The organism is Parabacteroides sp. CT06 (assembly GCF_002257605.1).
GTDB lineage: Bacteria > Bacteroidota > Bacteroidia > Bacteroidales > Tannerellaceae > Parabacteroides > Parabacteroides distasonis.
Genome location: NZ_CP022754.1, coordinates 3,776,504 through 3,799,063, shown reverse-complemented (window position 1 = coordinate 3,799,063; position 22,560 = coordinate 3,776,504). Strand labels below are relative to the sequence as shown.

The 22,560-nt window shown below is 43.0% G+C and carries 17 protein-coding genes; 4 read left to right on the top strand and 13 right to left on the bottom strand.

Annotated elements, in window-relative coordinates; all coding sequences use genetic code 11:
* Positions 1–30: 30 nt before the first annotated feature.
* The 3 genes from aldA to CI960_RS16855 form a co-directional block, all read right to left on the bottom strand.
* Entirely contained in the window at positions 31–1,467 is a 1,437-nt protein-coding gene (gene aldA / locus CI960_RS16865; RefSeq protein WP_005854423.1) for an aldehyde dehydrogenase, read from the bottom strand.
* Between the two features lie 189 nt (positions 1,468–1,656).
* Positions 1,657–2,496 carry a carboxylating nicotinate-nucleotide diphosphorylase gene (gene nadC, locus CI960_RS16860; RefSeq protein WP_005854425.1) on the bottom strand — a complete coding sequence of 280 codons (840 nt, stop codon included), beginning with the start codon at positions 2,494–2,496 and terminating at the stop codon, positions 1,657–1,659.
* 3 nt (positions 2,497–2,499) lie between these two features.
* A complete protein-coding gene (locus CI960_RS16855) occupies positions 2,500–2,871 on the bottom strand; it encodes a DUF4783 domain-containing protein (protein ID WP_005854427.1) in 372 nt (123 codons plus the stop codon).
* An 88-nt stretch (positions 2,872–2,959) separates the two neighbouring features.
* Here CI960_RS16855 and rlmH point away from each other — a divergent pair, with 88 nt between their 5' ends.
* Positions 2,960–3,433, top strand: coding sequence for a 23S rRNA (pseudouridine(1915)-N(3))-methyltransferase RlmH (gene rlmH / locus CI960_RS16850; RefSeq protein WP_005854430.1), 474 nt, complete (start codon positions 2,960–2,962; stop codon positions 3,431–3,433).
* Positions 3,434–3,540: 107 nt separating this feature from the next.
* On the opposite strand, the gene CI960_RS16845 is transcribed toward rlmH, so the two are convergent.
* The 10 genes from CI960_RS16845 to CI960_RS16800 form a co-directional block, all read right to left on the bottom strand.
* Positions 3,541–3,861 carry a multidrug efflux SMR transporter gene (locus tag CI960_RS16845; RefSeq protein WP_005854432.1) on the bottom strand — a complete coding sequence of 107 codons (321 nt, stop codon included), beginning with the start codon at positions 3,859–3,861 and terminating at the stop codon, positions 3,541–3,543.
* 12 nt (positions 3,862–3,873) lie between these two features.
* Positions 3,874–4,950 carry a chorismate synthase gene (gene aroC / locus CI960_RS16840; RefSeq protein WP_005854434.1) on the bottom strand — a complete coding sequence of 359 codons (1,077 nt, stop codon included), beginning with the start codon at positions 4,948–4,950 and terminating at the stop codon, positions 3,874–3,876.
* Positions 4,951–5,053: 103 nt separating this feature from the next.
* On the bottom strand, positions 5,054–5,629 hold the full coding sequence (locus tag CI960_RS16835; protein WP_094582493.1) for a peptidylprolyl isomerase: 576 nt from the start codon (positions 5,627–5,629) through the stop codon (positions 5,054–5,056).
* 48 nt (positions 5,630–5,677) lie between these two features.
* Complete coding sequence (locus CI960_RS16830) at positions 5,678–6,853, bottom strand: MalY/PatB family protein (protein WP_005854438.1); 1,176 nt, start codon at positions 6,851–6,853, stop codon at positions 5,678–5,680.
* 207 nt (positions 6,854–7,060) lie between these two features.
* Entirely contained in the window at positions 7,061–8,419 is a 1,359-nt protein-coding gene (locus tag CI960_RS16825; RefSeq protein WP_005854440.1) for a sulfatase, read from the bottom strand.
* Positions 8,412–9,995 carry a sulfatase gene (locus CI960_RS16820; RefSeq protein ID WP_005854442.1) on the bottom strand — a complete coding sequence of 528 codons (1,584 nt, stop codon included), beginning with the start codon at positions 9,993–9,995 and terminating at the stop codon, positions 8,412–8,414. The genes CI960_RS16825 and CI960_RS16820 overlap by 8 nt, the downstream gene beginning before the upstream one ends.
* Before the next feature lie 116 nt (positions 9,996–10,111).
* Positions 10,112–11,941: a RagB/SusD family nutrient uptake outer membrane protein gene (locus CI960_RS16815; RefSeq protein WP_005854444.1), complete on the bottom strand. Its 1,830-nt coding sequence runs from the start codon at positions 11,939–11,941 to the stop codon at positions 10,112–10,114.
* Between the two features lie 14 nt (positions 11,942–11,955).
* On the bottom strand, positions 11,956–15,456 hold the full coding sequence (locus tag CI960_RS16810) for a TonB-dependent receptor (protein ID WP_005854446.1): 3,501 nt from the start codon (positions 15,454–15,456) through the stop codon (positions 11,956–11,958).
* A gap of 139 nt (positions 15,457–15,595) precedes the next feature.
* Complete coding sequence (locus CI960_RS16805) at positions 15,596–16,627, bottom strand: FecR family protein (RefSeq protein ID WP_005854448.1); 1,032 nt, start codon at positions 16,625–16,627, stop codon at positions 15,596–15,598.
* 73 nt (positions 16,628–16,700) lie between these two features.
* Positions 16,701–17,183 (bottom strand): sigma-70 family RNA polymerase sigma factor, encoded by a 483-nt coding sequence (locus tag CI960_RS16800; protein WP_011966681.1) that lies wholly within the window; start codon positions 17,181–17,183, stop codon positions 16,701–16,703.
* A 1,234-nt stretch (positions 17,184–18,417) separates the two neighbouring features.
* Between CI960_RS16800 and ilvD the strand changes: the two genes are divergently transcribed.
* Genes ilvD through ilvN form a run of 3 tightly spaced genes read left to right on the top strand, consistent with a single transcriptional unit; the run spans position 18,418 to position 22,560 of the window.
* On the top strand, positions 18,418–20,253 hold the full coding sequence (ilvD, locus tag CI960_RS16795; RefSeq protein ID WP_005854456.1) for a dihydroxy-acid dehydratase: 1,836 nt from the start codon (positions 18,418–18,420) through the stop codon (positions 20,251–20,253).
* A 33-nt stretch (positions 20,254–20,286) separates the two neighbouring features.
* A complete protein-coding gene (gene ilvB, locus CI960_RS16790; RefSeq protein WP_005854459.1) occupies positions 20,287–21,990 on the top strand; it encodes a biosynthetic-type acetolactate synthase large subunit in 1,704 nt (567 codons plus the stop codon).
* Between the two features lie 15 nt (positions 21,991–22,005).
* The gene (gene ilvN, locus CI960_RS16785) at positions 22,006–22,560 is read left to right on the top strand and encodes an acetolactate synthase small subunit (protein ID WP_005854462.1); all 555 of its coding nucleotides are present in this window, start codon (positions 22,006–22,008) and stop codon (positions 22,558–22,560) included.

Below are 22,560 nucleotides of genomic sequence, written 5' to 3'. Positions count from 1 at the left end.
ATCCCAAGAAGGGATCTTTAGTCTTATTTTTTATTCCTTTGTCTCAAGATAAACCACTTGAGTTTGCAAATACTCCTCAAGTCCATGTTTTCCATCCGCGCCACCGATTCCGGATTTACGCCATCCTGCATGGAAGCCTTGCATAGCCTCAAAATTCTCACGGTTAATATAAGTCTCCCCGAATTTTAAGGAACGCATTACCTTGAATGCGTTATCCAAGTTTTGTGTATATACGGAAGATGTCAATCCATATTCGCAATCATTCGCCCATGCGATAGCGTCGTTGATATCTGAATATTCGACAACCGGCAGTATGGGGCCAAAAGTCTCTTCTTGTATGATATCCATTTTCTGTGTAACACAATCCAAAACGGTCGGTTCGAAGAAATATCCTTTTGTACCGATCCTATGGCCACCACACAGTAGCCTAGCACCTTGTTGGATCGCTCTCTCTACTTTTTTCTCCATAGACTCCAACGCGCTGGCTTCAATAAGCGGTCCCATATCCAGATCCGCGACCTCATTGGGATTTCCTACTTTTACCTGCTTCATGCCGGCGACTAGTTTTTCCATGAAGGTCTCTTTTATCGCTTTGTCTACATAAACCCGTTCGGCACAATTACATACCTGTCCGGTATTGATCACACGAGAGGCAATAATAGACTTAACAGCAAGATCGACATCTGCGTCCTTCATCACGATAGCCGGGGCTTTACCTCCTAACTCCAGAGAAACTTTCGTGATATTAGGAGCGGCGGCTGCCATGGTCTGTTGTCCGGCTCCCACGCTTCCTGTCAGACTTACCATGCCTACTTTCGGATTCGCCGAGAGTTCATGACCAATCACGCTACCCCGTCCATTTACTAGATTGAAAACGCCGGCAGGCAAACCTGCCTCCTCCACGATCTGCGCGAATACATATGCGTTCTCTGGCGTAAGCTGGCTAGGTTTTATTACGATCGTATTTCCGGTGATCAAGGCCGGCGCGGCTTTACGAGCGACTAGAAAGAATGGGAAATTCCAAGGTAGGATACCTGTCGTTACTCCAATCGGTCTCTTAAATAAGAAAATGTTTTCATGAGGGCGGTCACTGGGAATGATTTCCCCTTCGTACCGGCGGGCCCAGCCTGCCATGTAATCCATATAGTCCGCGGTAAAAAGGACTTCAACATTGGCGAGTCCTTGGGTTTTGCCTCCTTCACGGACGATGATGTCGGTCAGTTCCTTCTCTCTCTTACGGATGCCAGCCGCTATCTTTGTCAGATAAGCAGCCCTTTCTATGGAGGGCGTTCTTTCCCATTGATTCTGCGCTTTCTCTGCGGCATCGATCGCTTTTCTGGCATCTTCAACCGTCCCGTCGGGCATCAGTGAAATAACCTCTTCGGTAGAAGGATTCAATACCTTGATCCATTTCCCAGACTCATTATCAATGAATCTGCCATCTATAAACATTTTCAATTCTTTCATGATACTATTTTTAGGTTGAATAATTTGTTTTTAAAAGTACGGAAAGGAAGGAATGGCAATGTTTTAAAAATGATAATAGTTCTATCAGAAATGATAGTGAATCAAGATAATAGGGTAGATATAGGAAAAACAGCCTCAAGAAGTTGAGCTTCTCAAGGCTGTTTTTTTATAGAATGATCGTTTTTCGTTTTAGCAGGCTTTGAAGCTCATGTCCAAGCTCTTCACGGAGTGAGTCAAAGCCCCTACGGAGATGAAGTCTACGCCACATTCTGCGTAATCACGTAATGTGTCGAACGTGATACCGCCGGAAGACTCTACCTCAAAACGTCCGTTGATGCGGCGAACCGCTTCTTTTGTATTCTCGATATTGAAATTATCCAACATGATACGATCGATACCGCCTACTTTCATGGCTTGTTCCAACTCGTCGAAGTTACGAACCTCGATCTCGATCTTTAGGCTCTTTCCTTTCTCTTTCAGATAGTTTTGCGCACGTGTGATCGCTTGCTCGATGCCGCCGGCGAAATCCACATGATTATCTTTCAATAAGATCATATCGAACAAACCGATGCGATGGTTCATGCCGCCACCGATACGTACGGCCTCTTTCTCGATCATACGCATACCGGGAGTTGTCTTGCGAGTATCTAGAACGTGTGTCTTGGTGCCTTCTAACGCCTTGGCGTATTTACGAGTCGTAGTAGCGATACCGCTCATGCGTTGCATAACGTTCAGCATCAACCGCTCGGTCTGCAATAAGGATTGGATCTTACCTTCCACCACGAACGCTATATCCCCTTTTTTCACTTCGGCTCCGTCTTGTATAAAGACCGTCATTTTCAGTTCCGGATCGAAGTCGTGGAAGATACGTTTAGCCATTTCCACGCCGGCCAATACGCCATCTTCCTTGATGATCAGCTGGCTTTTCCCCATCGCTGTCTCGGGGATGCAACATAAGGTGGTATGATCGCCATCGCCAATATCCTCGGCAAACGCTAATTTGATTAAGTCGTCAATAAGTTTGTCCATCTTTTATTCTATTCTGATTGATTGTATGATCGCTGTATTCCCTTCGGCACGGTACGTGATGTTTACACGGTACTCACCGGAAGACGTCGGAAGCTTTCCGACAAGGAAACCGCTTTCCTTTTTATCCGCATGATGTACGACCGAGAATCCGGAAGGCTTATTCGAACTGAAAAATGAGGACAACATAGAGACGGCCTCACTTCCGTTACATTTCTTAGAGGAACTGGGCAAGGCTACATCCACCACCTTATCCATAGCACCGGATAGAGAGGAGGCATTTCCTGCCTTGAAAGCATTTGATATACTGGTAATATCCGCCGCCTGCGCACATACGAACGCGAATATCAAGGCGAATGTAAGTAAGAGTCGTTTCATAAGCTTTCTTTATTTTATTGAGTAATTAGTGGCAAAGGTATGTATTTTTCTTGTAACTTAGCCTTTCTAAACATGTAAATGTAAGTAGATGAAGATTGGACTGATTGTGATTGGTAAGACGGATGCCGGTTATTTTGTGGAGGCTATCAATGAGTATAAAAATCGCTTGACACATTATATACCCTTTGAAATGGAAGTCATACCGGATATAAAGAACGTGAAGAATCTCTCTGAGGCGCAGCAAAAGGAGAAGGAGGGAGAATTGATTTTAAAGGCCTTGCAGCCCGGCGATTATTTGGTGTTGCTGGATGAGAAAGGGAAGGAGTTTACCTCCATGCAATTTTCTACTTATCTGGAAAAGAAAATGCATACGGTCCCGAAACGCTTGGTATTTGTGGTAGGCGGTCCTTACGGTTTTAGTGAAGCTGTGTATAAGGCGGCATCGGAAAAGATCTCGTTGAGCAAGATGACTTTTTCCCACCAGATGATCCGACTGATCTTTATCGAGCAGATTTACCGGGCAATGACGATCTTGAATAACGAGCCTTATCATCACGAGTAGTTGCGTCGGTTAACGGCAGTATAGGCGTAGCCCTATACCTATACTGCCGTAAGCTCACGCCTATACTGGCGTAGCCTTACGGCAATACTGGTGTTTTTTTACCCGGATTAATGGACTAATTTCAACCCGACGATCCCTATCAATATCAAAGATAAGAACAATAACCTGAATATATTTGCGGAATCATGGAAAAACAAGATTCCAAGAAGAACAGTCCCTATAGCCCCGATCCCGGTCCAGATTACATAAGCCGTACCGATTGGGATGCTTTTCTGGGCGAGATATAAGAAATAGCCGCTTAAGCCCATGGATAAGATCGATAAACCTATAAACCAAATAAAATATTTGGAATGCATACTTGCTAATTTAAAGCCCAGCGGCCAGCCGATCTCGAATAATCCGGCTATAATTAACAGAATCCAAGCCATATAGAATTAGTCTTAAAAGTTTTCCCGTGTCTTTTGGATCAATAAATAATCCAATAAAGTCATGGCGGTCATAGACTCGACGATAGGTACCGCACGAGGCAATACGCATGGATCATGACGTCCGCGTGCCTTTAATATCGTATCCTCTCCCTCCATATTAACCGTTTCTTGTTCCATCAAGATCGTAGCGACCGATTTAAAGGCTACCCGGAAATAAATATCTTGTCCGTTGGATATCCCTCCTTGGATACCGCCGGAATTATTGGTACGAGTATTGATATGCCCGTTATCATTGAAAAAGCGATCGTTCCTTTCCGATCCGCGGAAGAAGGCGGCGTTGAATCCGTCTCCATACTCGAAGCCTTTCACGGCGTTGATCGTAAGCATCGCATGTCCCAAAGCGGCATGTAACTTGCCGAACACAGGCTCTCCCAATCCGACGGGAACCCCTTTCGCCACACAGGTAATAACACCGCCGATCGTATCTCCTTTTGATTTGACCTCAGCGATCAAGGTTTCCATCTCTGAGGCGGTCTTCGGGTCCGGGCAACGTACATCGCTCTTTTCCGTCAAGCTTAAATCATAATCTTGGTAACTACCCGCTAATTTGATCGGGCCGACCTGCGAGGTATAAGCTTGAATCTGTATGCCGTATTGCTTAAGGGCGAGTTTAGCGATAGCCCCAGCCACGCAACGAGCGATCGTTTCCCGGGCGGACGAACGTCCACCTCCACGGGGATCACGGATTCCATATTTCGTTTGATAGGTATAATCAGCATGGGAAGGACGGTAAACCGTTTTCATATTGTCATAGTCAGAGGAATGTTGGTTTTTGTTCCAGATGATGAAACCTATCGGCGTACCGGTTGTCTTTCCCTCGTAGATACCAGAAAGAAACTGTACCTCATCATCCTCTTTACGGGGGGTCGTGATACGGGATTGTCCCGGTTTACGACGGTTCAGCTCTTGCTGGATGAATGCCGTATCTAATTCGATCCCGGCTGGGCATCCGTCGATCACGCCGCCGATACCGGGGCCGTGCGATTCGCCGAACGATGTTAATCTATAAATATTACCAAAAGTATTCACCGTTTTGTCTAATTGAAAATTGAAAACTGAAAATTGAGAATCAAAAGCCGATGATTAGGCACTTCTCCTAATTTTCAATTTTCAATTCTCAATTTCCCTTTATTTAGTGGCATCCACCACAACCGCAGCCACCCTCGTGGTTATCGCCACAATCGCTACCGCAATCGTCGCAACCGCAACTGCATCCACCTGCGGGAGCGGAGAAGGCAGCGATCTCTTCCGCTGTCGGTTCGTGTACGTCGATTACCTCGCCGCTGAAATGCAAAGTCTCGCCAGCCAACGGATGGTTGAAGTCCATTACCACGATATCATCCTTCACTTCCAATACGGAGCCGTTCATACGGTTGCCATTAGAATCCATCATCGGTACGGTATTACCTTCCTTGATCATCTCGGCGTCGAATTTACCGTCTACCTCGAAGATATTCTTCGGAAGATCCAATACGTGCTCCTCGTTATATTCGCCATAAGCCTCGGCTAGCTCGATGGAGAAGTTGAACGTGCCACCTACTTCCAGCCCGTTCAAGGCTTTCTCGAATGCCGGAAGCATCATGCCTGTTCCGTAGATGAATTTCAAAGGAGCCTCGACCGTCGCTTTTTCCATTAACTCACGTTCTTCACCTTCGCCAACGTTCAGGTCGTATGTAACCGCAACGTATTTGTTTGCTGTAATTTTCATTTGTCTTGTATTTTAAATATGTATAGAAATGCTCGCAAAGATACGATTTTATTTCTTATCCACCGCCTTTTTAAGAGCGTTCATCGCTTTATCTAAAACAGAGCGGGGGCAGCCAATGTTCAAACGCATATGGCCTTCTCCCCCGGGGCCGAAGATACTTCCGTCGTTCAGCGCTAGTCCGGCTTTGTCTTTGAACAGGTGTACGAGTTCATCTTGACTTAATTTCAGTTCCCTGCAATCCAACCAAACGAGGAAGGAGGCTTGGGGCTGGTAGACTTTTATCTTGGGGAGATGCTGTTTCATAAACTCTTCCACGAAACGTACATTCTCCATGATATACATTCGCATTTGTTGCAACCATTCGGCGCCATAGGTATAAGCGGCGGTCGTCGCTGTATAAGCGAAGATCGTGCCATCGCCAAACTCTCCGGCCTCAAGGAAAGAGTAAAATTCTTCCCGGATGCGATCATTGGGTACGATTGCGTAGGAAGTCACGATACCGGCGATATTGAACGTCTTGCTCGGTGCCATGAAAGTCACGCTGCAGGAAGCGGCGGTATCCGATACGGAGGCGAACGGGTAATGCGTGTACTGAGGATAGGCCATTTCCGCATGAATCTCATCGGAGATAACCAAAATATTGTGCTTGGCGCAAATATCGGCCAAGCGGACCAAGGTTTCCTTTTTCCAGACGATCCCACCCGGATTGTGAGGGTTGCAGAGGATCAATACCTTGCATTCATCATCTATAATAGATTCAAGATGATCAAAATCCATCTCATAGATGCCGTCTACCATCTTTAGCGGATTATAAACGACCTCGCGCTTCATTTTCTCCGGAACGATGCGGAACGGGTGATAAACAGGGGGCTGGATGATGACCTTATCTCCTTTTTGCGTAAAGCATTGGATAGCGAAAGCGATTCCCTTTACGATTCCCGGGATATAGCTGATCCATTCCCGTTGTATTTTCCAGTTATGTTTGTAGTGTACCCAATTGATGATACTCTCGTAATACTCGTCGGAGCCGAATGTATAGCCGAATATCTCGTGCTCACAACGTTTCTTCAGGGCCTCTACAATAAAGTCCGGTGTGCGGAAATCCATATCCGCCACCCATAGTGGTATCAGATTCTCGTCACCGAACATCTCTTTCAAACGGTCGAATTTCACGCAACTCGTCCCATGTCGTTCGATAACTTCGTCGAAGTTGTAGTGTTTCATATTTTTATTAACGATCAGTTTCTTAATTGTTTTAGGGGTCAAACTTACATAAAAAACTGCGATTTTAAAGCAAAATATGTATAAAGATGATGTTTTTGTATAGTAGGAAACTTTATAAAAGACTTTTCTCTCTAAAAATAAAATCAGTGAATTTGCTTCTTGAAAAATAAGAGAAACAAATTCACCGAATAGTATAAGACATATAGTTTACTTTTGGTCGAAGATACTCTTAGCAATCTTTAATGAAGCTTTATGTGCATTGGCCAACATGGTTAATTCCTGTACAATATCCGGATGTTCTTCTGCTATATTGTATAATTCTCCAGGGTCAGTACCTAAATCATATAAAACAGGTTTATCATATACGATTTTATCCGTTGCTCCATAAGCTGGTCTATAAGAGAAATGGGCTTTATATTTACCTTTTCGAATCGCATATAATTCACTGCCTCTGTAAAAGTAAAACACATCGCGTTTACAAGTAGACTTATCTTTTAATACATTTAGCAAGCTGATTCCATCATAATGCCGATCTGAAGGCAATGGAATTCCTGCTATCTCACAAAATGTAGGTAGTAAGTCTAATGTACTAGCCATATCCGTTATATATCCCGGTTTAACCATTGCTCCCCACATAATACATGGAACGCGGAACCCTCCTTCGAACATGGAAGCTTTGCCATCCTTTAACGGACCCGGTGATCCTCCTTCTTGTTTACATAAAAGCCATGGCCCATTATCGGATGTGAAAATAACCAATGTGTTTTTATCTAATCCTTCAGATTTTAATGTTTGCAAGATTTGTCCTACACTCCAATCCAGTTCCTCTACGGTGTCACCATATTTGCCTCTGGCTGATTTACCTTGAAAGTCAGTAGAGGCATATACTGGCATATGAGGCATAGGGTGTGCTAAATACAAGAAAAAAGGAGAATTCTCATTTGATTTAATGTAGCGGATAGCAGCTTCCGTCACTTGTTGCGTTAAATTATATTGTTGGGGCTCTCTTTCCAGTTCTTTTTCTTGTTCATAAATAATATATTCATAAGGATATTTTGTGTTGCCTAATTTAATTTGTTCCTTCCGGCTCATATCATTGGAATAAGGATAACCGTAAAAATAGTCAAAGCCGTGACGTAATGGCATGTATTCTGGTAAATGTCCTAAATGCCATTTACCTATGCAAGCCGTATGATATCCGGCTTGTTTCAGCAGTTCAGCGATCGTTAGTTCCTCAGAAGGCAATCCCCCTTTGGAATCAGGAAACAGGACTCTGCGTTGATCTCCATACATTCCGGTACGGACTCCTAGGCGGCCTGTTAATAATCCGGCACGGCTAGGAGAGGAGACTGATGCTGAAACGTAAAAACTACTCCATTTTTGTCCTTCTATAGCCATTCGGTCGATATTCGGGGTTTTTATCGTAGGACTTCCGAAACAAGATAAGTCTCCATATCCCATATCATCACAATTGATAACTATGATATTGGGCTTTGTCGGTTGACTATGCCCGTCATACGAGGCTAAAACTCCTGTAATGTACAGTATATATTTAATTTTATTCATGGATTAATTGTTTATTAAACGACATGGCATTCGTGTCTTGATATTGTTTTTGTAAACGTATAAGCTCCTTTTCCAGTTGATGAGTGATATTCTCATATCCTGTTTTTCCATACAAGTTGTTCATCTCCATAGGATCTTCTTGTAGATCAAATAATTCCCATTTATCGATATTGTTATAAAAATGAATTAATTTATAACGTTCTGTGCGTACGCCATAATGACGTTTAACAGAATGCTCCGCAGGGTACTCATAAAAGTGGTAATAGAGTGATTTACGCCAGTTCTCAACTTTTTCTCCACGTAACAAAGGCAAAAAGGAAATACCATGCATATCGGATGGGATTTGGATTCCTGCTAAATCTAGGATGGTCGGTCCGTAATCAATGTTTTGGACAAACTCATCGATATCTCCTTTCTTTCCTCCTGGCAAACGAATTAATAAAGGAGTCCGGAAAGATTCCTCATACATGAAACGTTTATCGAACCATCCGTGTTCTCCCATATAGAATCCTTGGTCGGAAGTGTAGACAATCATTGTGTTCTCTAATAATCCTGTCTTTTCTAAATAATTCAATAATACTCCAATATTTCTGTCTATGGAATGGATGACACGTAAATAGTCTCGCATATATTGTTGATATTTCCATTCAGATAGTTGCTTACCAGAAAGTTTGTCTTTCTTGAATTTCTGAATGATTGGATCATAATGAGCATCCCAAGCTGCTTTCTCTTCGGGTGTCATACTGTTATACATGCTGCGTCCGGCATTCTCTAACCCTGTAGTTGTATGGATTTCATTTTCTTTATCAGCCATTTTTAAATCATAGACTAAATCCATATCTTTTATGATACTCATCTTTTGCTCATGAGCGGCTTGACGACCGTTGTAGTCGTCATAAAAATTGGCTGGTAACTCGAATGTCGTATCGCTGAAAAGTTGTAAATCACAAGTATCGGGCATCCATGTACGATGAGGAGCTTTGTGATGGAGTAACAAGCAGAAAGGCTTATTTTTATCATGTATATTCTCCATCCAGTCGATTGCTTTTTCTGTGATGACGTTGGTAACATAGCCTTTTGATGGGACCTGTTTCCCGTTTTTGATAAATGGAGCGTTGTAATAAATGCCTTGGCCTATTAAAATTTCCGAATAATCAAATCCGGTAGGAGCGGAAGTTAGATGCCACTTTCCGATTATTGCTGTTTCATATCCGGCTTTTTGTAAAAGTTTGGGGTATGTTTGCTGGGAACCATCAAATGTGGAACTGTTATCGGTGAAACCATTAGCATGACTATGTTTACCGGTTAATATACAGGCTCGACTAGGTCCACTGATGGAATTGGCAACAAAGCTATTGGTGAAACGTACTCCCTCGTTTGCCAGTCGGTCTATATTGGGAGTTTGTATGAAGCGTTTATCATAAGCACTGATTGTCTGGTAAGAATGATCGTCAGACATGATATAGATGATATTCATCGGCTTTTTTCCTGCTATCTGCTCTGAATCTGTTTTTTTGATGTTGCAGGAAGTCGTAGCTATTAAAGCAGAGAATGTGAATAATAATTCTTTTTTCATTATTTAGACTTTTATTGTGTTCGTGATTAAGGAATTTGTTTGTTACAGGGTTTTAGCCTAAAATTTGTGAGGAAAGACTTTCTCTTTTATTAGGCTAAATCCTGTAATCAAGTAAATTACCAACCGGGGTTTTGGACCCATTGGTTACCTGTAAGCGATAGCATACGAGGTTGTATGGGTAATAAATAATCTCGTTCCGGATTGAATTGCCATCCGTTAGGATAATGCTTATTATTGAACGGTATGATATAGCGTTTGGAGTCGGAGGGCGTACCTGTTAAGAAAAGATTTTCACCTTCTTGCAGGCTTTCTCCATAAGCGGTTTCCAAAGAGCTCCCTTTGAATAATGCACCTGTTGGAGTTTTTCCAATAATGAGGATGTCTGCGGCGGCCCAGCGCAAGATATCTTGGAGCCGGCTTCCCTCTAAAGCTTTTTCTATGCGTCGTTCTCTTCGTACTGCTTGTATATATTTATCCAATTTATTAAACGGATAATCGGGATCGGTATTGAACTCTCTGTCGAAATCCATCTCGGGCATGCCCACACGCTCTCGAAGTGGCCTTAAGGCTTCTTTTATTTTGCTAGCGTTAGCCGCGCCATCTAATTCTGCCAGAGCCTCAGCGTAGTTTAATAAAATATCGGCGTAACGGAATTGTATAGCTGGCGCTTGGCTTTTGCCTTCCCCATCTATAGTAGGAATATAAGTCGTATTATATTCTACGTATTTTAGGATAGAATAACCTGTCGTATTTTGATTCCGGCTTTCCTCATTCAAAGGAGGAAGTTTGAATACGAATTCTCCATTTGGACGTAAATCTTGTCCTGGCATGCAAATGGTCTGGGATAATCGTGGGTCTCGTAAGTCCGGACTCAATTCGTCCCCGTACATTACCTTTGCTTTGTCTCGTTCGGAACCGACAAAAGGTTTTCCTTCTTTTGTTAAATAATCATCAACAAGAGAAGCGGATGCCCCACAAGTGCCACCTCCTTTATTTAAATAACGTGTTACGGAATGGCCGATGTTATTGGCGGCATCATATTTCTTCCACCATAAAACTTCTGGATTATGTGAGAGATCCAAAGTGATGAACAAGTCTCGATAAGCGGTATTGGGATCCCCTTTTGAGATGCTCCATACCCCTTCGTCTATTACATCTTTAGCGGCATCTGCGGCTTGCCGTAGATAAGAGCTGATTTTCTCATCAGTTACTTTTTTATCATAGAATGGCGTGTTTTTCGCACGATGGTATTTCTCCCAAGTACCTTCAAATAAAGCGACCTCACTCTTAAGCGCTCTTGCTACATCTTTGTGTACACGCATTGTCGAGCTATTGGTTTGAGTGTTTAGATGCTCGATCGCTATATCTAAATCCGCCAATATACTATCAGCGACCTCAAGCCTACTGTTTCGGGGACGTTCCATCTGTTCTTGAATCGGATCTAATACTTTCGTTAACCAAGTGACTTCTCCATAATTAACGAATAACCTATAATAATAGCAGGCTCTGAAGAAATAAGCTTCTCCGATGCATTGCTCCATTTCCGGACCGATCTCCTCGCAATTATCGAGGTTGTTGATTAAGAAGTTTAGACTTCTGATATGTTTATACTCTGTTAATTCGACAGCGGAACTTAATGTGGTTTCTCCCGCAAGACGTGTGTCTATTACATTACTCTGCATATTATCGCTATTCAAGTCTCCAAAGGCGATACCCGTTGGATTTCCAATGCTGTTAGATTGTTCCTTTATGGCAGAGTTTGCCACATCTTTGTCATTAATTTTAAGAGTTGATTCATAAAACTGATTCAGATACTTGGTGATTTCTGTTGTACTGGTGAAAGAATTGACAGAAGACAATTCTCCTTCCGGATATTTATCCATGTCGAAACAGCTACATAGCCCTAATAGACATAGGGAAACCATTGATAGATATATTCTTTTCATAAATAAATTACGCTTTATAGATTAACAATAACTCCGATAGATAACACTTTATTCATTGGATAATTCTTTCCGGCCTCACTGGTATAGTCATTACCTGTAAAAATAGCTTCCGGGTCAAACATGGAAGGAAGCTTGGTAAATGTTAGAAGATTCTCTCCAGAGAAAAACACTTGTGCTTTGCTCAACCCAATTTTCTGGCTCCATGAATTAGGCAGATCATAACTAATTGTCAGATTTTTCAAACGGCAATAAGCGGCACTTTGCATGTATCTGTCACTTTTTTGTGAGGTCTTATTTCGAAACTGATTGATACTTCCTGCTGCTCCTGTATAAGGATTGGGATAATAGGCGTCTGGATTCTCTGGAGTCCAATAATCTAGATGATCGTTGAATACCGTGACTTGTGCATAAGCTCCCGATCCCCAAAAGTAAACGGTTCCTAGATCTGGAGACCAATTTCGTTTTCCTATGCCTTGGAACATCATGCTAAGGGAAATTCCTTTCCATGAAATGGAACCATTAAGCGTATATTGATATCGAGGAGTCGTATTCCCGATAACACACATATCACCCATATCTTCCAATGTGTTATTTCCATTGTTGATCTTTTTGTCGTTATTTAAATCCATATATTTAACATCTCCCGGCATCCATTTTTGACCGGATAAGAAAGATAAATCGTATGTGTTATTATATGTGTCAGCTTCTTCTTGGGTCTGGAGTAGCCCAGAGGCTTTGTATCCCCAAATCTCACCGACTTTCTTCCCTACATACCAATTATCTTGAGGATTGGTCCCTGTCGGATTTTCATAAGCTGTAACTTCGGATGTCGCATCAGCTAAAGAGCCTCCTATTGAATAATGAATATCCTTCCCGATTTTTCCTCGGTATTGCAGGCTAAGTTCCCATCCCCGGTTTCTCATCCTTGCGTTATTCGTATTGGGAGCCTCTGCTCCAAAGAAATCTGCAAGGTCGGCACTTGGTCCTAACATATCTTTTGTATCCCGCTGGAATACATCGAAGGTGCCGGTCAGAGCGTTGTTAAAGAACCCGAAGTCAAGGCCAAGATTCTTACTTTCCACTTTTTCCCAAGTTGTAAAAGGATCAATAACTCCAGGGGCGTTTATGTACATATCTCTTCCATCTTGAAAATACCAATTACCTAACGGCTGGATTCCCATGATTGAGGTAAAAGTATAAAGTCCGGCTCCGCTTTGATTCCCTAATAGTCCCCAAGAGGCTCGTAACTTTAGATTAGATAATACCTCTAAAGATTTTTCCATGAAAGACTCACGTGTAATATTCCATCCTAAAGAGACCGAAGGGAAAAATCCCCATCTATGATCTGAGGCAAAACGAGAAGAACCATCGTAGCGTCCATTCACTTCTAATAAATAGCGTCCGTCATAATCATAGTTAATACGTCCGAAAAATCCTCGGGTAGCCCATCCGTTTCGAGTATCTGTCGTGGATTTTTCTCCTGTGCCAAGATTGAGGCCTGGATTATTGGTGGAGATCATGTCGGTTACAGACTCATATAAATAGCTATATGCGTAATTTTCTTCTTGGTAACCAGCCATAACGGTGAAATTATGTTTATCGGCCAAAGAGAACATATAGTTTGAGTATAGATTAATTGATTGATATTGGCTTAAGGCGGATGAACGGGTGAATTGCCCATTCTCCATCACGCCTAATTCTTGCCTTGTCCCTTTGTATAAGGTCTCGTTATCCGCTCCCGGGATCATCGGGGCTACGTTGAGCGCCTCATAATTCTCATTATTTTGCCGGTACGTATAGTCGAAGAATATTCTCCAGTTCTTGATTGGTTGTGCTTCGAGACCACCAGTCAGTGTCAGATTATTTTTCTGTGTATTTGTATACGTGCCACTTTGTAAATAGGGAATCATTGTAAGCTCCGTAAAATGACCATTAGGATCGATTGGGCTTATGGTAGGACGGAAGCGAGCTAATGAATGATAAAAGCCTTCAGATAAGGCCCCTTTACCAAAAGGTGTGTCATTATCCGAGTTCATGAATTTAGTATTAACTTTCAAATTTAGCCAGTCCGTAATTTGAGAGGCGATATTTGCATTGAAATTTAAGCGTTTATATTTTATGTCCGCATATCTTAAAATACCATCTTCCGTATACATTCCGGTAGAGATATAATATTGCGCTTTTTTGCCACCTCCACTGAGACTCAAATTATGGTTTTGTTTGAATGCGGAGTTCTTATAATGTAAATCAAAGTAATCCACATTGCCCAAACCCTTTGGTGTGTTTTCGAATGCTCCTACTAGATTATTTTCTCCATTAAGCTCTGCCCAAGGATTTACGCTAGCAGGATCTTTCATGTACTGCTGAAGTTGCTGTAATTTTTCCGGGTTATATTGCTTGATTACGTTAGCATTGGTACAAGCTTGATTGAAAAAAGTCGCATAGTCATAAGCATTAGCCATTTCCGGCATTACAGTAGGGGAACTCCATCCTACGGTACCTTGATAACTGATGCGCATCTTACCTTCTTCACCTTTTTTCGTCGTAACTAAAATTACGCCATAAGCGGCACGGGCGCCATAAATAGCTGCGGAAGCGGCATCTTTTAAGACGGAAATCGATTCAATATCATTGGGGTTTACATCTGCCAAATCCATCTCTACACCGTCAACTAATACATAAGGATTCGCTGTGTTCGCTAAATTTCCTTGTCCTCGTAAACTCAAGGCTCCACTAGCTCCCGGGCGACCTGAGTTGGAGTTGGATACGGTTAATCCGGGTACTAATCCTTGTAAACTTTGAGTTGCGTTAGCTACTGGGCGTTGGCTGAGTTCTTCGCCTTTTACGGCAGAAACAGATCCAGTAAGGTTTACCTTTTTCTGTACACCGTATCCAACAACTACTATCTCATCTAACTTCTGGGTGTCTTCCGTCATTGTAACCTGTAAGGAGGTTTCTTCCTTGACTGTTATTTGTTTGTCGGAAAAACCGATATAAGAGATATTTAAGATGGCATTTTCGGTAATTATTAATTCAAATTTTCCATCCAAATCCGTAATGGAACCGTTTGTTGTACCCTGCTCGATTACATTTGCTCCGATGATTGGTAAACCGTCAGGGTCTACAACTGTTCCTGTTATTTTTCTTGTCTTTCTCGGAGCTTGCGGTGAAGAAGATGATTTAACTGTTAATACAATCATATTATTGGCCTCTTTTTTATAGGATATTTCCGTATTGGCTAATAATAGGCTCATGACTTCATCAATGTTTTTATCCTGTACGGATATTGACGTTTTGTGATCTAGGTTACTTAGATCACTGTTATAGAAGAATTTGTATTCCCCCGCCTTTTCTATCTCTTTTAATATGTGACGGATGGATTGGTCTTGTACATCCAGTGAAATTTGGGCATAAAGTGAAGGAGCCAAGATTAAACTACTGAATAGTGCCAGACCGACTGTTTTGATTGACCGTATTTTTATGTATTGTGATACACGGACAAGTTTTTTTTTCATACTTTTGTATTCTATGGATATTAGTACTTGCGCTTGCTATTTGCGAGATACCTAAGCGCGGTTAACTGATTTCTTTTTCGGGGGGAAATGCCTAGCATTTCTACCCCGATTTTTTACGGGCTTTTCATGAAATTGCTATTTACTGTTTTAATACTCTGTTATATAACTCTTTTTTGTCGTTGTTCTCATACAAAATAACCACACTGTCTTTTATCTCGTAGGCTAATGGTGAGGTAAGAGACAATAAATGTAAGATGCTCGCTAGACTGGTATTCCCGGGCTTACCTGTAAAACGATAACTCTTTAAGGCCTCAGATTTAAATACGATCTGGGTATTGTAATAACGTTCCAGCGTATGAGCAATCTCGCTGAATGGTGTTGACTCAAAATTCAATGTATTGTACATCCAACTGGAGTAATCTAGACTATTGTCAACCTTGTTTTTCCCCAGTATGCTAGAGTGTTTATTGAAAATAGCTTGTTCATTAGGCAACAGGTCTACATGGTTATCGTTTGCGGTTACTTCTACTTTCCCGGTCATTAATACAACGGATATGTGCTCTTCCGTGTTATAGTTCTTTACGTTAAAACTGGTTCCTAAAGCTTTTACGGATACCTTTCCCGATTGAACGATAAAAGGACGTTTAGCATCGGGCTTGACTTCAAAATAAGCTTCGCCTTCTAGATTCAGAACCCGTTCATCTGCATTAAAACGGCTTCCATAAGATAACTTTGAATCTGAATTTATCCACCCTTTTGAACCATCAGGCAATGTTATATTCGCTTTTTGTCCTTTCTCGACAGCGACAATCATGTCCATCGGTTCTCGCTGTTTATCCATTGCATAATGATAGGTGACAATACTTGTTGTTATGAGCAATAGGATAATTGCTGTGATACGTAGCGCATAATGGAAAAGTGAAGGGAGAGAAAGACTCATGAATGTCCTTTTCCCTGTTTCTTTAAAAAAGATTTGTTTACGGAGTTCGTCCAGTAAATGTTGTTTTACTGAAGGATCCATTTCCATCGGGGATTGCATCCATATATCATCAGCCCATGTGTCAAAAGCTTTTCGTTCTTTTAGCCATTCTATCAATAGCTTTATTTCCGATGGAGTTGCCTTATTCTCTAGGAACTTGTTAAATATATGTATGTAATCGTTTCTTTCCATTTTCCTCTGTCTTTATTCAGTATACAAATGACAGGGAAGTTTCCGTTATCGCATCCTGCGAATTTAGTATTCGTTAACTATTGAGGAGGCAACTTAAAGCTAAAAGTCCTAGGTCGTATTGGTCTTTTAACCTTTTGCGTAGAAAGGAGATGGCTTTGGTCAGTTGGGATTCCACGGTATTCTCTGATATCTGCAATTGGTCTGCTATCTCCCGGTTGGATAGGTGGGATTGTCTGCTTAGTTTATAAATTCTTTGCCTTCCTTCGGGCATTTGTTGTATTAAAGAATCAACGAATTCTTCTAGGAGATGATATTCTACGACCTCGTCCGTACCTCTGGCATAAGGAGTTCCGGGGTGGTCTATTTGTTGTTCTATATAGAGAATCTCCATCATTTTATGTTGGTAATGGTTAGTTAATAAGTTTTTTGCTATCGTACATAAATAGGCTCCAAAAGACAGTTTTGGGTCTAATTGTTCTCGATTTTTCCATACTTTAAGAAATACAGTTTGTACCATTTCCTCTGCCAAGTAGGAATCCCCATGAGAAATTTTCATGACAAAATTATATAATTTGCCACTCCAAACCGTGTAAAGATATTCAAAAGATGAACGATTACCCTTTCTAAGGTTCTCAATATGCTTGTTCCTCTCTCCCATGGATTAATCCATCAACAACTTTATGAATAGTCGCGATATTAGCTAATTTTCTTGAGGAGGGCAAATTTTATTTAAGAACTAGCTTGGAACTATATAAATTTCCTGTTTCGCTATTGGGGCTTTTTTATGAAATTTGGTGGGGATAGACTTTTCTATGTGAACCTTGTTGACGAAATGTCAAAGTGCTATTATTGCTCTCTGTGGGTGATGAATTATGGGGCCGGGGGCTTGGTCGCACGGGAAAAACGCAAGCATTTGATGGTTGTGTAAATCAGAATGATGTTTGAATGCAGGTGCTGTTGGTCTTTTTTTATGATTGATGTTTGAAGAGCTGTCTATCGGTTGAGTATTTAAGGCTTTCTCTGTCTGAAAGTCATTTTGAAAATGTCTTTGCTTGAGCTGCTTCCAGCGTGGGTTATGCCGGATTTAGTCTTGATTTCAGGTGATTTTCATTCGAATGTTAACAAAATTTAGTCCGATACTAGATGAAATTTCTTCCTTATGTTCTTCGGAGAACTTCCTTATGTTTTTTCTAAAACATTATTATGAATTTTTTCAAGGCTATTTATAGTCTACAAGTGTTAATAAATATGTGATTTGGAGTTTATATGTATCTTTTTTGTCGCTAGAATGGGATTTTCTTATGAGATACGTGTTATCGTAAGTCGTATTATTTGATAAAAATGTTATCTGAAATTTATTCTAGATGACATTTTTCTTTTCGCTGTCCTTAGTAGGAAATCGAAGTTTTTTCTCTTCTATACCTTCCGATTCCTAAGTAATACACTCTTGCTCCTGTTAAAATGCAATCCTAAAATGATATTTGCTTGAGAATTGAAAGAAAAATAAAGAATTTTCTTTTAAATCCTTTGCGCATATCAATTATTGTTCTACATTTGCAGCGTCAAACAAACAAAGACAATAAGAAAAGATGATGAACAACGTATTGCATATTATTCTCGTGGTGGTCCTTCTAGTCATTAGTAGGTAAGGAGAAAGGTGTGTAAGAAGTTGTGAAGTCGTAGAGATATTTCTTAAGCCTTTCTCCATATAGGGAAAGGCTTTTTTTATTATAAATAATTCAAGGTAGAGGCGTGGATAAAGCGCTCTACGAACAAAAAATAGGAAAGAGATGAAGAATCCGTTAAGAAGCTCATTTAGCACCGAAGGTCGTAGGATGGCCGGAGCCCGTGCGCTATGGCGTGCCAACGGGATGAAAGAGGAACAGTTCGGCAAGCCTATTATCGCTATCGTAAATTCATTTACCCAGTTCGTGCCGGGGCATACGCATTTGCATGAGATCGGGCAACTGGTCAAGGCCGAGATCGAGAAACAAGGTTGTTTCGCCGCTGAATTTAATACGATCGCTATCGATGACGGTATCGCTATGGGGCACGATGGGATGCTTTACTCGCTTCCTTCACGCGACATTATCGCGGACAGCGTGGAATATATGGTAAATGCCCATAAGGCGGACGCTATGGTTTGCATCAGCAATTGCGATAAGATCACGCCGGGTATGCTTATGGCTTCCATGCGATTAAATATCCCGACGGTGTTCGTGTCCGGTGGCCCGATGGAGGCAGGTGAGCTGGATGGCCGCCATCTGGATTTGATCGACGCGATGATTGAGTCCGCCGATACATCGGTAAGCGATGAGCGTATCGAGCAGGTGGAACGCCATGCGTGTCCGGGTTGCGGTTGTTGTTCCGGTATGTTTACCGCTAACTCTATGAACTGCTTGAACGAGGCGATCGGTCTGGCGCTTCCGGGGAACGGGACGATCGTGGCTACCCATAAGAACCGTATCCAACTTTTCCGTGACGCGGCTAAGCAAATCGTTGAGAACGCTTACAAATACTATCGTGACGGGGATGATTCCGTGTTACCTCGCAACATCGCTACCCGTCAGGCTTTCTTGAACGCCATGTCGCTGGATATCGCCATGGGGGGGTCTACCAATACGGTGCTTCACTTATTGGCCGTGGCACAAGAAGCCAGTGCCGATTTTCATATGGAGGATATCGATATGTTATCCCGCAAGACACCTTGCCTGTGTAAGGTAGCCCCGAATACGCACACTTATCATGTACAAGACGTAAACCGTGCCGGTGGAATCCTCGGTATCATGAACGAGTTGATGAAAGCCGGGCTTGTGGATGGCAGCACGAGACGTGCGGACGGCCTGACCTTGGCCGAGGCTGTTGATAAATACGCCGTCACTTCCCCGAACGTAACGGAGGAGGCGATCCGTAAATACAAGAGCGCTCCCGCTCATCGGTTCAGTATCCAGATGGGTTCCCAAGAATCTTATTATAAGGAATTAGATACGGATCGTGCCGAAGGTTGTATCCGTGACGTGGAGCACGCTTATTCCAAGGATGGCGGCTTGGCTGTTTTGAGAGGGAATATCGCCTTGGACGGATGTGTCGTAAAAACCGCCGGCGTGGATGAGAGTATTTGGAAATTCTCCGGCCCGGCGAAAGTCTTCGATTCACAGGATGCCGCTTGCGAGGGCATTTTAGGAGGCAAGGTCGTTTCAGGCGATGTGGTCGTCATCACGTATGAGGGTCCGAAAGGAGGGCCGGGAATGCAAGAGATGTTATATCCTACCTCTTATATAAAGAGCCGTCACTTAGGTAAGGAGTGCGCCTTGATCACGGATGGTCGTTTCAGTGGCGGTACGTCCGGTCTTTCTATCGGGCATATCTCTCCTGAGGCCGCTTCCGGTGGCGCTATCGGACTGGTGAGAGACGGGGATATCATCGAGATCAATATCCCGGAACGTTCCATCAACGTGCGGCTGAGCGACGAGGAGTTGGCCGAGCGCCGTAAAGCGGAAGAGGCGCGTGGAAAGAAAGCCTTTACGCCGCCGATGCGTCAGCGTGAGGTATCGAAAGCGTTGAGAGCGTACGGGAAGATGGTTAGCTCCGCCGATAAGGGAGGTGTAAGGATTGTTGAAGATTAAAGCCAATAATATACATTAAACACGTTATTTCTTATGGAGAAACAAAAGATAACCGGTTCGGAAGCTTTGCTGAAAGCGTTGATTGCTGAAGGAGTAGATACTATCTTCGGTTATCCCGGCGGACAGGCGATACCTATTTACGACAGTTTATATGATTATAGGGACCAGTTGAGGCATGTATTGGTGCGCCACGAGCAAGGCGCTACCCATGCGGCTCAAGGCTATGCTCGTGTATCCGGCAAGGTAGGAGTGACGTTGGTTACTTCCGGCCCGGGCGCTACGAATACCATCACGGGTATCGCTGACGCGCTGATGGATAGTACGCCAATGGTCGTAATCGCCGGTCAAGTACCCTCGCCGTTGTTGGGAACCGATGCTTTTCAGGAAGTCGACGTGATTGGCATCACGCAACCGATCACGAAATGGGCTTATCAAATCCGCAAGCCGGAGGAGATCGCATGGGCTGTTTCTCGTGCTTTTTATATCGCTTCTACAGGCCGTCCGGGTCCAGTTGTGCTGGATTTAGCGAAGGACGCGCAAGTAGGGCTGGTGGACTATGAATATAAGAAGGTAGATTACGTACGTAGTTATCAGCCGGAGCCGGATATCAAAAAGGATCGTATCAAGGCCGCCGCCGATTTAATCAATGAGGCGAAGAAACCCTTCTGTCTGGTCGGGCAGGGAGTATTGTTAGGCGGTGCGGAAGAGGAATTGAAAGCGTTTCTCCAAAAGAATGATATACCTGCCGGATCTACGGTATTGGGCTTATCTGCGTTGCCAACCGATTTCCCATTGAACAAGGGAATGCTCGGTATGCATGGAAACGTAGGGCCGAACCGGAAAACGAATGAGTGTGATGTATTGATCGCTATCGGTATGCGTTTCGACGACCGTGTGACTGGCGATTTAAAGACATACGCTAAGCAAGCCAAGATTATCCATCTGGATATCGACAACTCGGAAATCGGTAAGAACGTCCCCGTAGATGTAAAGGTGCTGGGTAATGCCAAGCACACGATACCGATGATCACGGCGTTGTTGGAAGAACGTAAACGTCCGGAATGGAATGCCGAGTTCGATCGGGACGAGAAAGAGGAATACGATAAGGTAATCGAGAAGGAATTGTATCCGACCGAGGGCCAACTGAAAATGGGCGAGGTAGTCCGTAAGGTTTCCGAGGCGACCGGTAACGACGCTGTATTGGTGACCGACGTTGGGCAGAACCAGATGATGGGTGTCCGCTATTTCAAATATAAACAAACCCGTAGCGTGGTGACTTCCGGTGGTTTAGGTACGATGGGATTTGGTCTGCCGGCCGCTATGGGCGCTAAGTTCGGGGCTCCAGACCGTACGGTCTGCTTCTTTACCGGTGATGGGGGTATGCAGATGACGATTCAGGAATTGGGTACCATCATGCAGGAGAAACTGAACGTGAAGATTATTATTCTTAATAATAACTTCTTAGGTATGGTACGTCAGTGGCAAGAATTGTTCTTCCACGAGCGTTATTCAAACACCATCATGGAGAATCCGGATTTCGTGGCGATCGCTAAAGCCTATGGTATCGCCAGCCGTGCCGTTGAAAAGCGGGAGGAATTGGACGACGCTATCGCCGAGATGCTAAACCACGACGGCGCTTACGTGTTGGTCGCTAACGTGGAGACTTGCGGAATGGTGTATCCGATGGTTCCTGCCGGGGGAAGCGTGACAAACATGATTATGGGAGACGAGAAATAAGGAGGAGATGAAGCTATGACAACAAAGAAATTATATACCGTTATTATCTTTTCAGAGAATATCGTAGGTCTTTTGAACCAGATAACGATTATCTTTACACGCCGACAGCTGAACATCGAGACTCTGTCCGTCTCTCCGTCCGCTATCAAGGGCATCCATAAGTTTACGATCACGACATTCGCCGATGAGGATATGATCGATAAGGTGGTGAAACAGATCGATAAACGTGTGGATATCTTGAAGGCTTATTATAATACGGATGAGGATCTGGTTTATCAAGAGATCGCTCTTTATAAGCTAAGTACCGAGCTTTTCATCAAGATGGGAACCGTGGAGGGATTGATCCGTAAATACAACGCCCGTATCTTGGAGATGAACGAGACCTGCGTGGTATTGGAGAAGAGTGGCCACTATGACGAGACACAGGCCTTGTTCAATGAGTTGAGCGAGACGATCGGTGTCCTGCAATTCATCCGCTCCGGACGTGTGGCTATCACGAAGAGCAAGGTGGAGCGCTTGAGCGATATGTTGGCCGATATGGAGCGAAAGTTACAGGAAAAGCAACAATAA

Bases quoted from the DNA above. Each gene is read 5' to 3' on its own strand.
- CI960_RS16855 (WP_005854427.1), bottom strand. From the start codon at position 2,871: ATGAAACGACTCTTACTTACATTCGCCTTGATATTCGCGTTCGTATGT.
- CI960_RS16825 (WP_005854440.1), bottom strand. From the start codon at position 8,419: ATGAATAAAATTAAATATATACTGTACATTACAGGAGTTTTAGCCTCG.
- CI960_RS16820 (WP_005854442.1), bottom strand. From the start codon at position 9,995: ATGAAAAAAGAATTATTATTCACATTCTCTGCTTTAATAGCTACGACT.
- ilvN (WP_005854462.1), top strand. From the start codon at position 22,006: ATGACAACAAAGAAATTATATACCGTTATTATCTTTTCAGAGAATATC.
- CI960_RS16845 (WP_005854432.1), bottom strand. From the start codon at position 3,861: ATGGCTTGGATTCTGTTAATTATAGCCGGATTATTCGAGATCGGCTGG.
- CI960_RS16815 (WP_005854444.1), bottom strand. From the start codon at position 11,941: ATGAAAAGAATATATCTATCAATGGTTTCCCTATGTCTATTAGGGCTA.
- CI960_RS16810 (WP_005854446.1), bottom strand. From the start codon at position 15,456: ATGAAAAAAAAACTTGTCCGTGTATCACAATACATAAAAATACGGTCA.
- CI960_RS16800 (WP_011966681.1), bottom strand. From the start codon at position 17,183: ATGAAAATTTCTCATGGGGATTCCTACTTGGCAGAGGAAATGGTACAA.
- CI960_RS16830 (WP_005854438.1), bottom strand. From the start codon at position 6,853: ATGAAACACTACAACTTCGACGAAGTTATCGAACGACATGGGACGAGT.
- ilvD (WP_005854456.1), top strand. From the start codon at position 18,418: ATGAAGAATCCGTTAAGAAGCTCATTTAGCACCGAAGGTCGTAGGATG.
- CI960_RS16835 (WP_094582493.1), bottom strand. From the start codon at position 5,629: ATGAAAATTACAGCAAACAAATACGTTGCGGTTACATACGACCTGAAC.
- nadC (WP_005854425.1), bottom strand. From the start codon at position 2,496: ATGGACAAACTTATTGACGACTTAATCAAATTAGCGTTTGCCGAGGAT.
- CI960_RS16805 (WP_005854448.1), bottom strand. From the start codon at position 16,627: ATGGAAAGAAACGATTACATACATATATTTAACAAGTTCCTAGAGAAT.
- ilvB (WP_005854459.1), top strand. From the start codon at position 20,287: ATGGAGAAACAAAAGATAACCGGTTCGGAAGCTTTGCTGAAAGCGTTG.
- aldA (WP_005854423.1), bottom strand. From the start codon at position 1,467: ATGAAAGAATTGAAAATGTTTATAGATGGCAGATTCATTGATAATGAG.
- rlmH (WP_005854430.1), top strand. From the start codon at position 2,960: ATGAAGATTGGACTGATTGTGATTGGTAAGACGGATGCCGGTTATTTT.